12 protein-coding genes are annotated in these 14,058 nt (G+C 44.2%); all 12 read left to right on the top strand.

The features are described 5' to 3' along the window. Window positions 1-30 precede the first annotated feature (30 nt). Window positions 31-3,234, top strand: coding sequence for a sialate O-acetylesterase (locus tag DSL64_RS18065; protein ID WP_229217135.1), 3,204 nt, complete (start codon window positions 31-33; stop codon window positions 3,232-3,234). Between the two features lie 167 nt (window positions 3,235-3,401). Continuing rightward, window positions 3,402-5,558: a T9SS type A sorting domain-containing protein gene (locus DSL64_RS18060; RefSeq protein WP_229217134.1), complete on the top strand. Its 2,157-nt coding sequence runs from the start codon at window positions 3,402-3,404 to the stop codon at window positions 5,556-5,558. A gap of 165 nt (window positions 5,559-5,723) precedes the next feature. After that, window positions 5,724-6,098, top strand: a complete 375-nt coding sequence (locus tag DSL64_RS18055; protein ID WP_115832327.1) for an NADH-quinone oxidoreductase subunit A — start codon at window positions 5,724-5,726, stop codon at window positions 6,096-6,098. Between the two features lie 110 nt (window positions 6,099-6,208). After that, complete coding sequence (locus DSL64_RS18050; protein WP_115832326.1) at window positions 6,209-6,751, top strand: NADH-quinone oxidoreductase subunit B; 543 nt, start codon at window positions 6,209-6,211, stop codon at window positions 6,749-6,751. A gap of 8 nt (window positions 6,752-6,759) precedes the next feature. Continuing rightward, complete coding sequence (locus DSL64_RS18045; RefSeq protein WP_115832325.1) at window positions 6,760-7,260, top strand: NADH-quinone oxidoreductase subunit C; 501 nt, start codon at window positions 6,760-6,762, stop codon at window positions 7,258-7,260. A gap of 25 nt (window positions 7,261-7,285) precedes the next feature. Then, window positions 7,286-8,512 (top strand): NADH dehydrogenase (quinone) subunit D, encoded by a 1,227-nt coding sequence (gene nuoD, locus DSL64_RS18040; protein ID WP_115832324.1) that lies wholly within the window; start codon window positions 7,286-7,288, stop codon window positions 8,510-8,512. A gap of 95 nt (window positions 8,513-8,607) precedes the next feature. Continuing rightward, complete coding sequence (locus DSL64_RS18035; protein ID WP_115832323.1) at window positions 8,608-9,105, top strand: NADH-quinone oxidoreductase subunit NuoE family protein; 498 nt, start codon at window positions 8,608-8,610, stop codon at window positions 9,103-9,105. Between the two features lie 27 nt (window positions 9,106-9,132). Continuing rightward, complete coding sequence (gene nuoF, locus DSL64_RS18030; protein WP_115832322.1) at window positions 9,133-10,470, top strand: NADH-quinone oxidoreductase subunit NuoF; 1,338 nt, start codon at window positions 9,133-9,135, stop codon at window positions 10,468-10,470. Window positions 10,471-10,534: 64 nt separating this feature from the next. Beyond that, window positions 10,535-11,650 carry an NADH-quinone oxidoreductase subunit G gene (locus tag DSL64_RS18025; protein ID WP_115832321.1) on the top strand — a complete coding sequence of 372 codons (1,116 nt, stop codon included), beginning with the start codon at window positions 10,535-10,537 and terminating at the stop codon, window positions 11,648-11,650. A 48-nt stretch (window positions 11,651-11,698) separates the two neighbouring features. Next, a complete protein-coding gene (nuoH, locus tag DSL64_RS18020) occupies window positions 11,699-12,778 on the top strand; it encodes an NADH-quinone oxidoreductase subunit NuoH (RefSeq protein WP_115832320.1) in 1,080 nt (359 codons plus the stop codon). Window positions 12,779-12,801: 23 nt separating this feature from the next. Then, a complete protein-coding gene (locus tag DSL64_RS18015) occupies window positions 12,802-13,395 on the top strand; it encodes a NuoI/complex I 23 kDa subunit family protein (RefSeq protein WP_115832319.1) in 594 nt (197 codons plus the stop codon). Between the two features lie 36 nt (window positions 13,396-13,431). Further along, window positions 13,432-13,950, top strand: a complete 519-nt coding sequence (locus tag DSL64_RS18010; RefSeq protein ID WP_115832318.1) for an NADH-quinone oxidoreductase subunit J family protein — start codon at window positions 13,432-13,434, stop codon at window positions 13,948-13,950. The last annotated feature ends 108 nt before the right edge of the window (window positions 13,951-14,058 follow it).

Genomic DNA, 14,058 nt, shown 5'->3' with positions numbered 1-14,058 from the left:
CGTATAATGTGTCGATAGAGTTACTTTGGAATGAAAAACTATCCGGTTTCGATGAGGTATTGTACTACGTTTATAGTCTGTTTACTATCTTTTTTTGCATTCACTTATGTTGAAGCTCAGGTCAATATTGACTACCCTTCATCTAGAGCGATTTTTCAGCGAGATAAAAATAATTCGGCAATCATCTACATTTCCGGTAGTTATACCAAAAATGTAGATAGAATAGAGGCAAAACTTACAGCCATTAATGGTGGCGGTAACGTGGATTGGAGGACTATCCATTCAAATCCTCAGGGCGGTTTCTATTCAGGTAGTATTAATTCGTCTGGTGGTTGGTATGAGCTTCAGGTAAGAGGAATGCTGGGGGACCAGCAAGTCGGGATCCAGACCATATCACCAATTGGTATAGGTGAGGTTTTTCTCATCGCCGGACAATCCAATGCACAGGGATTTATTAATAACAGAAATGAAAATGATAACTTTGATTACGGCGTACAGAGAGCAAACGATGACCGTGTAAACTGCATTGACTTCAGTACAACAGGAAAGGGATCATTTGATTTGCCTTACCCTTCATTCACACACCTGGAGTCTGATACGCAAGTGTCTCCGAGAGGAGAGGGTGCCTGGAGTTGGGGGAAACTTGGCGACCTATTGGCTAACCGCTTGCAGGTGCCTATTTTGTTTTACAACGTGGCATGGTCAGGAACGATTGTGCGTAGTTGGAGGGAAAGTATTAACGGAACGGCCTATTCTCCCTATTCGCCTACAGAGTTCTATGCGCCTTCGGGAGCACCTTATGGTAATATGAGATCGGTCATGCAATACTATGTGCCTATCACAGGTATCAGAGGGGTATTGTGGCTTCAGGGAGAGGGTGATAATCAATGGGAAACTTCGATGGATTCTTATGTCAACGATTTACAGACTGTTATCAATACAAACAGAAGCGAGTCGGGAAAAAATGTATCGTGGATGGTCTCTCTCACTTCTTATAACGGAGAAACAGCGTCGAGAATTACGAATGCACAGCAAAAGGTGATCAGTACTTTACCCAATATGTTTACGGGGCCTAATACTGATGTTATTCAGATTCCAAGAACGGATTTTGCGCGTATCCATTTTCATCATGAAGGGCTTACTTCATTGGCAGAGGCATGGAATAATCAGTTGAATGATGATTTCTTTAACAGGTCAGAACCCTATTCCGGCGTGCAACCTTTACAAATTACTGCCAGTTGTGCAGGAGGTAATGTGAATCTGGCAGTGAATACAGACGGTTTTGCCTCCATTAACTGGAGTAATGGAGGAAACTCAGCGAGTATTCAGGTAGGGAACGGTACTTACAGAGTAACTGCCAGAGACGGAAACGGAAATTTGAGATTCTCTCCGGAAATCAGAATTCACGAATCAATCATTCCTGCGCAGCCTCAGGTTACTTTACAGGGAAGTAATCCTGTTTGTCTGGGCAATACCGCCACATTGATATCCAATACTTCTGAAAACATACGCTGGAACAATGGATCAACGAACAGTCAGCTTACAGTTACGCAGGGCGGTGAATACTTTGTAACAACAAGAAATGTTTATGGATGTGAGTCATCTTCATCCAGGGTAAATATTACAATTCTTACGTCTCCACTACCTGAAAAACCTACGATTACAGCAGCCAGTGCTACCACATTTTGCGATGGTGGTGTAGTAAGCCTCAGATCCAACTCTACAGTGAATAATCGCTGGTCCAATGGTGAAACTTCCGGTGCTATCGATGTCCGGAATTCGGGTGAGTTCAGAGTGCAGGCGGTTGATAACTTTGGTTGCTATTCTCCAGCTTCAGAGCCGGTCAATGTACGTGTAAATCCTTTGCCTGGTAAGCCGTCTATTTCGTTGAACGGACCTGCAAATTTCTGTGAAGGTGGAAATATCGTGTTGACATCGGATTACGACAACGGAAATATCTGGAGTAATGCTGCGACCAGCAAAGCAATTACTTCAACCCAGTCGGGTACATTCAGCCTGCTACAGAGAGATTCAAACGGATGTGAGTCTATGTCGGATCCTGTTACTGTCACAGTTCATCCTTTGCCGGCGACTCCGTCCATTACCACGCTAAGGCCCTTGACATTCTGTGAAAGGGATTATACCACGCTCAGAAGTAGTGCAGCTTATCAGTATGTGTGGAGTAACGGGGGCGGTTCTCAGGAAATAGATGTACGCTCATCCGGTGATTACACGATCTCAGCCAGAGATCAGAACGGATGTGTTTCTCCGGCTTCTCCTGCAGTACGTGTCACTGTCAATCCTTTGCCGGACACTCCGGTGATTACAGCCAATGGCCCTACTACTTTCTGTGCAGATTTGAGTGTTACGCTGCAATCTACCATCGCAACTGGTTTCTTATGGAGTGATGGTTCTAATGGTCAAAATATCAGGGTTACAAGAGCAGGGACTTTCAGTGTTCAGACCATCAATCAGTTTCAATGTTATTCGGACCGCAGTAACGAAATCAGAACAAGTACGCTGGCGCTGCCTCCGGCTCCTTCGGTAGTCGCTCTTGGTGCTACAATGATTTGTGACGGAGACTTTGTTGCCTTGCAGGCTTCCCGTGGAAGTAATTTTATCTGGAACAGCGGGCAGGAAAAAGATTCTATTCATGTGACTGCTTCGGGGGCTTATTCGGCCAGGGTAAGAGATGCACAGGGATGTTTCTCTCCCTATTCGCCTGAAGTAGCTGTGGATGTGAAACCGACACCAACTTCGCCTGTGATCAGGAAAGTGGGTGTATTTACCTTACTGGCAGAAAACAACCTGAATGATGGCGATCACGTCTGGAGATTGAATCAGACTGTGTTGAGTGAAAACAGTGCCACTTTGAAAGCAACCGTTGCTGGAACGTATTCTGTGAACAATACAATCGTGTACAGCCCTACGCTTACCTGCTATTCCGACTATTCTGAGCCGTTTGTCTTTGTGCCGGAAGAGTTGGGTAACGGATTGATTGTATACCCGAATCCGCTAACAGACGGAAAAATAGCTCTTGAAACCGTGCAAGATCTGGTGAATGCAGAGGTGCAAGTGATTGACAGCCGAGGCATTATTCATAAAACCTATCGCGTTGCAAGGTTCGACTCCAGACAATTTTTTGATATCTCAGATCTGAGGTCAGGGGTGTATATTATCAGGGTTGTAGCCGGTTCTTTTACAGGAACGCAGAAAATTGTTGTTGTAAGGTAGCTATCTGAATTTGACGGGTAGTCAAAAAAACGGAATAGTTATATTATTGGCGAAATAATTGTTTTAAATTTGTCGTTGATTTGCTGGACATGAACGGTCTGGCAAATCCAAATCTGATCACATTTTCTTTCTGACTATGAGAGACTATACCTGTATTACTAAACAAAATGCATAGCAAATTTACTACCAGTGTTTTGGTCAAAACTTTACTATTGCTCTGTATTTTACAGTCAACAGTATTTTCACAAACTCTTCCACCGGCCATCACAATCACTTCCCCGATTACGAATGCGGTTTATCAGAGAGATGTAAGTGGCCAGCGTGACGTGACCATTTCAGGAACGTTCTCTGTGCCTGTAGATAAGATTGAAGCGCGGGTAGTGCCTGCGGTTGCTGGTCAGGGGATCGACGTTCCCTGGACAGAAATTCAATCAGCCCCTAAGGGTGGAGTTTTTCAGGGAAAACTCAAAATATATGCCGGTTGGTATACACTTGAAGTACGTGGTACACTGGGTGGGCAAATCGTTGGAAGAGCTGTATTACAGCGTTTGGGTGTGGGTGAGGTTTTTCTTATTGCAGGTCAATCCAATGCGCAAGGGCTGAAAAAGTTTCCTGGTCCCTCCGCGGTAGATGAACGGGTGCAGTATATTTCGAACTACATCAATGACGATATAGATAAACTGGATGATCCTCCTGCACCAGTTTTTTCAAAGATTACAGCAAATACCAATTTTATTGCTCCACGTGGCCAAACTGCCTGGTGCTGGGGAATTTTGGGTGATCTTTTGGTAAGCAAGCTCAATATGCCTGTGGTATTTATCAATAATGCCTGGGAGGGAACTTCGGTAATGGACTGGTCTTTAAGCGCACAAGGGTTGCCGACAACCACAAAGTATGGATATAAAATGCCGCCTCAGATGCCATACGCTAACCTGCGGATATCTGCCCGCAATTATGCCAGTCAATATGGGGTGAGAGCCATACTTTGGATGCAGGGAGAAACGGATGGAATATATGGTACGCCTTCTGCTACTTATCGTGACAATCTTCAGTTATTAATGAACCAGCTTGGAGCTGATACTGGTAAGCGGATTACTTGGGTAATTGCCAGAACGAGTAGAATTTCTGCGGATGAAATAAATCCTCCTAAAACTTACCCTGCAATCATTGCTGCACAAAATGCCGTGATTGACCAGAGTTTTAATCCAACGTGGGGTGGCCCACAGACAGATGCCCTGGATCCGGAAAGAAATGGTGATGAAACCATAAAAGGAGACAGAACACACTTTGTCGGTGTCAAGGCATTGACATTATTGGCAAATGCATGGAATGAAAGTCTGAATGCCAGCTTCTTTTCCCAGGTGCCACCGATAGTATCAGAAGAAGTGCCAGCCTTATCAGCGATTTGTACTACTGGCAATAATGGTGTTACCATATCTTTGCCTACTACCTACAGCTCGTACAAATGGAGTACAGGCGCTACAACGAGTTCCATTACTGTTACAAAGGCGGGTACCTACAGTGCCGTTGTAAAAAACAGTCTTGGTAATACAGTTATCGTTTCTGCAGTTGTTCTGGAGAAAGATGCCAAACCGGCTAAACCGCTTATTACACAGCAGGGAACACAACAGGCTTGTGCCGACTCCACATTTGATTTCTCAGTTGCTGCAGACAATGTTGTGTACTCCTGGTTCAAAACGGGCAACCAGGCAGTGCTGGGTACAGGCAATACTATTGCAGTAGGCGAGACAGGCGACTATCAGGTAAGAGCGCAAAATATTTTTGGATGTGTATCCGATAATTCTGATGCCGCTTCACTTATTATCCGTCCGGAAGTGAGCAAGCCAATCATTGAGTCTGGTGGTCCTTTCAGCGTAACTGCAAGCATTCCTGAGACAGGCTTGAATGAGAAATATCTGTGGCGTATACCGGGAAGTGAGAAAGATACGCTAGCTCCTGTGATCAAAATCCTTAAATCAGGTATTTATTCGGCGCGTACGCAGGTGGTTTACACTATCGGTAGTAATGCACTTACTTGTGTTTCGGATACTTCAGCACGTGAATTCAAAACCAATGATTCCAATGAGATTGTGGTTTATCCTAATCCAAGTCAGGGGGCATATGTATACGTCGAATCACGTGATGATATAAGAAACGCATCTGTAACGCTTTATGACATTTTCGGAAGAGTTATCCGGATTACCCCGCCAGTCATTCTGAACAGCCGGTTAGAGCTGGATGTATCCAATCTCGCATCAGGAAAATACATCCTGAGGGTGACTGGTGAGAATACCTCTTTAACCAAGCAGATTGTTGTAAGATAAATATTTTTTATTTTAATAGTTATAAATAAGCCCCGGGAGATCGGGGCTTATTTAGTATGATACTAATTAGATAAAAGATAAAGTCAAGAAGTTGATTGATAAATTTGCATAGGCTAATTTTGACTGTTACAGGAAGAATTGCTTTATAACGACAGACAAATTTTCATGAAAGATTCTTATCTCCCTTCAGACTACCTGCCTATTATTGTACAGTTTATACTTGCAGTAGGATTTATCGGCGGTACAATGATTGTTACCCACCTTATAGGCCCAAGCCGCAAGAGTAAGCTGAAAGACGATCCATTTGAGTGCGGGATCGAATCTGTAGGTGATGCACGTACGCCAATTTCCGTAAAATACTTTCTCGTAGCGATCCTGTTTGTGCTTTTCGATGTGGAAGTGATTTTTATGTACCCATGGGCAGTTAACTTCAAGGAACTTGGTATGTTTGGATTCGTGGAGATGTTGGTGTTTATGGCGCTGTTGTTATCAGGATTCTATTATGTGATCCGCAAGGGCGTATTGAATTGGGAAGAATAACAAGCGGTTTCCATGTTAGAGAGCACCTTGTTTATTCATTGAGAGAGAAGAGGATAAAACTGAAAACGTGAGCTAAAAGCTGCATGCTAATAGCCAAAAGCTAATAAATCATGAAAGAAGTAACCATCGCGGAAGCACCGCAAGGACATAGTGGAGCAGGATTTTTTGCCACTTCATTCGATGAAGCAATCGGTCTTGCCAGAAGTTATTCGTTGTGGCCATTGCCATTTGCCACTTCATGCTGCGGTATCGAGTTTATGGCGACCATGGGTGCGCATTACGATATCTCACGTTTTGGTTCTGAGCGACCAAGCTTTTCCCCACGCCAGGCAGATTTGCTGATGGTGATGGGAACAATCGCTAAGAAAATGGCACCAGTTGTGAAGCAGGTATATCTTCAGATGGCTGAGCCTCGTTGGGTTTTGGCGGTAGGAGCCTGTGCATCAAGCGGAGGTATTTTTGATACATACAGCGTACTCCAGGGGATAGACAGAATTATCCCGGTTGACTGCTATGTACCAGGATGCCCACCTCGTCCGGAACAAATCATTGACGGATTAATGCATATCCAATATCTGGCGCAGAACGAAAAGTTGCGCAGAAGAAATACCGACGAATACCAACACTTGTTAGCTTCTTACAATATTCAATAATTACCCTTATGCTAAGTAACCAGGAGGTAGCAGAAGAGCTTTTGGGAAAATACGGCGATCAGGTTTTTGACTTTGAAGAGCCATACGGATTGCTGACGCTTTCCACTACTAGAGAAAATATTATTCCTGTTCTGGAGTTTCTGAGAGACCATAAGTCGTATCAGGTTAATTTCCTTACGGATTTGACGGGAGTTCAATACCCGGAAAATAAAGGGAAGGAATTTATGGTAGTGTATCATATGCACAGCTTTATTCATAATTTCCGTATCCGTATTAAAGTGTCCATTCCCGAAGCGGATATACACATTCCTACTGCTACAGGATTGTTTGCCAGTGCCAACTGGATGGAACGCGAGACTTACGATTTCTATGGTATATTATTCGACGGACATCCTAATCTGATCAGGATATTGAACATTGAGGAAATGGATTATTTCCCGATGCGTAAAGAATATCCATTGGAGGATGCTACCCGCGAGGACAAGATCGATGCCCTGTTTGGCCGATAAACCCTTTACTGATTTTTAGTAAGCTATGGCAGAAATTGAATTATTACCACATAATGTACCATCTCAGGCTGAACTTCCTGAGCTTGTAGAGGAGTTAACCACCCTCAATCTCGGACCTACTCACCCGGCAACACACGGTATTTTTCAGAACATCCTTAAAATGGATGGTGAAAAAATCGTATCCGGCGAGCAGACCATAGGTTATATACACAGAGCTTTTGAAAAAATTGCGGAAAGACGTCCTTTCTATCAGATTACGACGCTTACCGACCGCATGAACTACTGTTCATCCCCGATCAATAATTTCGGTTGGCATATGACGGTGGAGAAATTGCTTCAGATCGAAGTTCCTAAACGCGCACAGTACATCCGTGTGATCATGATGGAGCTGGCTCGTATTTCCGATCACTTGATTTGTAACAGTATCCTTGGCGTTGATACCGGCGCATTCTCTGGATTCCTTTACGTAATGCAAAAACGTGAGGATATCTATGAGATATATGAAGAAGTTTGCGGTGCCCGTCTTACAACCAACATGGGGCGTATCGGCGGCATGGAGCGTGACCTTTCCACAACTGCCATTCGTAAAATCCGTGATTTCATCAAAACTTTCCCTCCTGTATTGCAGGAATTCGAAAAGCTGATGAGCCGTAACAGGATCTTCATGGACCGTACGATCAACGTGGGAGGAATATCACTGGAGCGTGCACTTTCTTATGGCTTTACCGGCCCTAACCTGAGAGCTGCCGGACTTGACTACGACGTACGGGTAATGAATCCTTATTCTTCCTATGAAGATTTTGATTTCAGTATTCCGATCGGGCAGAGCGGTGATACTTTCGACAGATACAATGTACGCATAGAGGAAATGTGGCAAAGCCTAAAGATTGTAGAGCAGGCGCTTAACAATCTTCCGGAAGGTCCTTACTATGCAGATGCTCCTGAGTATTATCTGCCTCCGAAGAAAGAGGTTTATAACAATATGGAAGCGTTGATCTACCATTTCAAAATTGTGATGGGAGAGATTGATGCTCCGGCTGGTGAAGTATACCATGCTGTAGAAGGTGGAAACGGAGAATTAGGTTTCTATCTGATCAGCGATGGAGGACGTGCTCCGTATCGTCTGCACTTCCGTCGCCCAAGCTTTATTTATTACCAGGCTTATCCTGAAATGTGTAAGGGAAGTACACTTTCAGATGCGATTTTAACAATGAGTAGCCTCAATGTAATCGCAGGAGAGCTCGATGCTTAATATCTGATGACTCAGATGAATAGATTTACCGGCATATATACTCTTTTAAGTAACTGTTGGCCGGTTTTGATTCATGAAGATACTATAATAAAAAAATGACCGAAACATCTAATCCCGTTGCGTTTACTCCCGAACGACTTGAAAAAGTAAAGGAGATTATAGACCGCTATCCGGCAGGACGTCAGAAATCAGCTTTATTACCTGTTTTACACATTGCGCAGGAGCAGTGGGGATGGGTAAGCAGCGAGGTAATGGATTACGTGGCCGGGCTGCTTGATATCCTTCCTGTAGAAGTATATGAGGTTGCAACGTTCTACACTATGTATCACCTTGATGCAGTGGGCAAACACGTGATTGAATATTGCCGTACAGGGCCTTGCTGCCTGATGGGTGGAGAAGATATTTACGATTACCTGAAAGAAAAACTGGGCATTAATGCGGGTGAAACTACACCTGACGGGTTGTTTACACTCAAAGAAGTGGAATGTCTGGCTGCTTGCGGATGGGGGCCTGTGTTCCAGATCCGTGAGAAGTTTTATATGAATCTGACCCGTGAAAAGGTAGATCAAATTATTGAAGAATTAAGCAAATAGGCTTTTAAGGCTGAAACCTGATCAGTAATGGCTAGAAAAATATTAACAGAGCATATCAACGTTCCCGGAATCGAAACTTTCGATGTATATCGCAAGCATGGAGGTTACACGGCTGTTGAGAAGGTGATAAAAACCATGACTCCTGAGGAAGTTGTGGAAGAGGCAAAAAAGTCGGGTGTGCGTGGTAGAGGAGGAGCGGGCTTTCCAATGGGAATGAAATGGGGGTTTCTAGCCAAACCTGAGGGAGTTCCCCGTTATCTGGTTTGCAACGCAGATGAGTCGGAGCCAGGTACCTTTAAAGATCACCATTTGATGAAATCTATCCCTCACTTACTCATTGAGGGAATGATCGTTTCCAGTTTTGCACTGGGTGCGAATAAATCTTTTATATACGTTCGCGGTGAGCTGATGTATGTAATCCGCATTCTGGAAAAGGCGATTGAAGAAGCCAAAGCAAAAGGTTTTCTTGGTAAAAACATCCTTGGAAGTGGCTATGATCTTGAATTGGTAGTACAGCCGGGTGGTGGAGCTTATATATGCGGTGAAGAAACAGCGTTGCTTGAATCACTCGAAGGAAAACGTGGAAATCCTAGAAATAAACCTCCTTTCCCTGCTGTAAAAGGACTTTACCAGTCTCCAACGGTAGTTAACAATGTGGAGTCGATTTCCAATATGCCATGGATCATCAACAATGGTGGTGATGCTTATGCGGCAATTGGTATAGGAAGAAGCACAGGTACCAAGCTGATTTCAGCTTCAGGGCATATCAGAAAACCCGGGGTATATGAAATTGAACTGGGTGTGAGTGTAGATGAATTCCTTAACTCAGACGAATATTGCGGAGGTATCCGTGACGGGCACTATCTGAAAGCACTCGTTGCCGGAGGTTCTTCTGTCCCTATTCTACCTGCGCATTTGATTACGAAAACTGCCAATGGCGAAGACAGGCTTATGAGCTACGAGTCGCTGTCGGACGGAAGTTTTGCAACCGGTACTATGCTGGGATCAGGAGGTTTTATCGTATTTGATGAAACAGCCTGTATCGTTCGCAATACCTGGAATTTCTCCCGTTTCTATCATCATGAGTCATGTGGACAATGCAGCCCATGCCGCGAAGGAACCGGATGGATGGAGAAAGTACTTCACCGTATAGAGCATGGTCATGGCAATATGCATGATATTGATCTTCTGGTAGATATATCGAAAAAAATTGAAGGTAATACAATTTGTCCGCTTGGAGATGCGGCTGCATGGCCTGTTGCCAGCGCAATTCGCCATTTCCGTGATGAATTCGTATGGCATATTACTCACCCTCACGAAGCTTCACAACCGGGAGCTGTTTACCGCGATGCTGTGTTGGCATAGTCGTTGGTAAATGAATGAAGGAGAGGTATTAAAAGATTTTTAAAAAGACGATTACAGCGGTCTTATGGAAGAAGTAAAGCCACAATTGATAAAAATTACTTTCGACGGAATTGAAGTCGAGGTAGCACCGGGAACGACCATCATGCAGGCTGCACGTAAAATTGCAGAAGCGGATGAATCTCAGGCAGGACTTGTTCCTCCGGCAATGTGTTACTACAAGCCACTTCCTTCCTCGGGAGGTAAATGCCGTGCATGTCTGGTAAGAGTAGCTCAGGGATCTGCAAAAGATCCTCGCCCTATGCCTAAACTGGTTCCTTCATGTATCACGCAGGTTCAGGAAGGGATGGTTGTGGAAAATACAACCAACGATGCTGTACTTGAGACGCGTAAAAGCATTGTTGAGTTCTTGTTGATCAATCACCCGCTTGATTGCCCTATTTGTGACCAGGCTGGAGAATGTCATCTTCAGGATTTTGCTTTTGAACACGGTTCAGCAAAAACCCGCTACGAAGAAGAAAGAAGGACTTTTGACAAAATAGATATCGGCCCGAATATCCAGCTTCACATGACGCGCTGCATCTTGTGCTACCGTTGTGTATATACCGCCGACCAGATCACCAACAAGCGTGAGCACGGTGTAATGGGTCGTGGTGATGCAGCTGAGATCAGTACTTATATCTCTAACGCGATCGATAACGAATTCTCAGGAAACGTGATTGATGTGTGCCCTGTAGGAGCATTGACTGATAAAACCTTCCGCTTCAAAAACCGTGTTTGGTTCTCCAAACCTGAAGATGCACATTGCGAATGCGATAAATGCTCTGGTAAAGCCATCGTTTGGTACCGTGGTGATGAGGTGATCCGTGTAACTGCCAGGAAAAACGTTTGGGGTGAAGTAAATGAATTCATCTGCAATACCTGCCGTTTCGACAGAAAGAAAACCAGCGACTGGGTTCTGGAAGGGCCAACCAAGGTGAAGCGCAGTTCTGTAATTTCAGCGAATAAATACCGCGCAAATCTGGTTCCAAAGCCTGATTTCGCAATGAAGCTGGCTGCAACGCAGTTTAAGCCTATCGATGATTCTCGCCCGTACGTTACTGACACGGAGACTATCAGAGAGCAGAGCATTGAGAACAATGACAAAGCGAACCACCGCTCATTGCTGTCACAAAATAATTAACAGCCGGCAATAACCGGATTGAGTCAATACAAAATTTGAGTTAAACAAATGGAATTAACGGAGTTCGTCATCAAGACCATCACCATCGTAGTGGTTTTTGCTCTTACCCTGGTTATCGCTATGTACTCCACATGGGGCGAGCGTAAGGTTGCGGGTTTTATCCAGGATCGTATGGGGCCGAACCGTGCGGGACCAGGCGGATTACTGCAACCATTGGCAGATGCCGGAAAAATGTTTTTCAAAGAGGATTTTATTCCTGCATTGGCTAACAAATGGTTGTTTATAGCCGGACCAAGTTTGGCGATGCTTACCGCGCTTCTTGCAAGTGCTGTAATTCCATTCGGAAGTACGATTAAATGGGATGGAGCAGAAGTGGTGTTACAAGGTGTTGAATCCAACATTGGGATTTTGTATGTATTTGGTGTGGTTGCACTGGGTGTATATGGAATCATGGTTGGGGGATGGGCATCTAACAACAAATTCTCCCTGCTTGGAGCGATCCGTGCGGCATCTCAGAATATCAGTTACGAAGTGGCAATGGGACTTTCCCTGATCGCGATTCTGATGATGAGCAGTTCACTTTCACTGGGTGAGATTGTTGCTCAGCAGCATGGCGGTAACTGGAATATCTTCTACCAACCGCTGGGTTTCATTATTTTCATTACCTGTTCCTTTGCAGAATGTAATCGTGTACCTTTCGATTTGCCTGAATGTGAAACGGAACTTGTCGGTGGGTACCATACAGAATACGGAAGTATGAAGCTTGGTTTTTACCTGTTTGCTGAATACATCAACATGTTCATTTCATCAGCCATTATATCTGTGCTTTATTTCGGTGGATACAACTATCCGGGGATGGATTGGGTATATACGCAGTTGACAGGTTCTTTTGGTCCTGAAACAGGTCACAATATTGCCACATTGATAGGAACGGCTGTATTCTTCGGAAAAGCATTATTCTTCGTATTCTTCTACATGTGGGTACGCTGGACAATCCCTCGCTTCCGTTATGACCAGCTGATGAACCTGGGTTGGAAGAAACTGATCCCATTAGCTATCTTTAACATCATTATCACAGGTGCAGCAGTGCTTTTCCTTAAGCCGCTCATCACAGCCTGGTTGAATTAAGAAACTATATAATACGTATTGCCATGCAATTAACCAATCGATCTAAGCAAGTAAGCAACAAAGAAATGACGCTGATGGAACGCGCCTACCTTCCCGCTATTGCGACCGGTCTGGCAATTACCATCAAGCACTTTTTTGCAAAAAAAGTAACCATACAATATCCTGAAGTAAAGCGTTATCTGGGTCCTGTTTTCCGTGGTCGTCACATTCTGAAAAGAGATGAAGATGGGCGTGAGAGATGTACTGCATGCGGACTTTGCGCTGTAGCATGCCCCGCAGAAGCGATTTCAATGGTGGCTGCTGAACGTGTAAAAGGAGAAGAACAATTGTATCGTGAAGAAAAATATGCGGCGGTGTATGAGGTAAATATGCTTCGTTGTATATTCTGCGGATTGTGTGAGGAAGCTTGTCCTAAGCAGGCGGTTTATCTTCGTCACGACGAATTTGTCCCTGTATTTTCAGACCGCGATCAGGTGATCTGGGGTAAGGATCTTTTGGTAGAAGACATGAACAGTCGTTATACCCGCGAAGCCTGGACCAAAGAAGAAGCCCGCGCGCTGGATAACAAAAGAGCGAATGGCGAAGTAACCAACGTTGTTCCAAGAGCAATTCCCTGAATCAGATAAAGCAAAGTAGCAGTAACAATTATACGTATGAATCCAACGCTGTCATTTTTTTACTTTTTGTCATTTCTGACGGTACTGAGTGCCCTCATGGTGATTCTTTCCCGCAACCCTATTCATAGTGTATTATACCTGATTCTGACGTTCTTTACGCTTTCAGGGCATTATATCCTTTTGAATGCACAGTTTCTTGCGGCGGTGAATATCATCGTGTATGCGGGGGCCATTATGGTACTTTTCCTTTTTGTGATAATGTTCCTCAATATCAAGCAGGACCACGAGGAAGCCAAAACCAATATTGCCAAAATAGCAGGTGCTATTGTAGGAGGGACGTTATTTGTGATCCTTTTCGGGGCTTACAAGAAAACACTGATTCCATCTTACGATCCCAATACTTTTGATTCTCAGATTGGTATGATTGAAAATCTGGGTAAAATGCTTTTCCGCGATTATCTGTTGCCATTTGAGCTTGCTTCTGTTCTTTTGCTGGTTGCAATGGTAGGTGCGGTAATGCTTGGAAAGAGAGAGATTGGAGAGAGACATTTCTAGTATTGATCTCTGATTCAAGATTGTGTCATCCTGAGATAGCTAAGACAAAGTCAAGGAAAACGTATGATTTACGCTGCCCTTTTATGAACAAACTCGTTATCGTATGCT

It is taken from the genome of Dyadobacter luteus (assembly GCF_003383615.1).
GTDB lineage: Bacteria > Bacteroidota > Bacteroidia > Cytophagales > Spirosomataceae > Dyadobacter > Dyadobacter luteus.
This window is presented reverse-complemented; position numbering and strand designations above follow the sequence as displayed.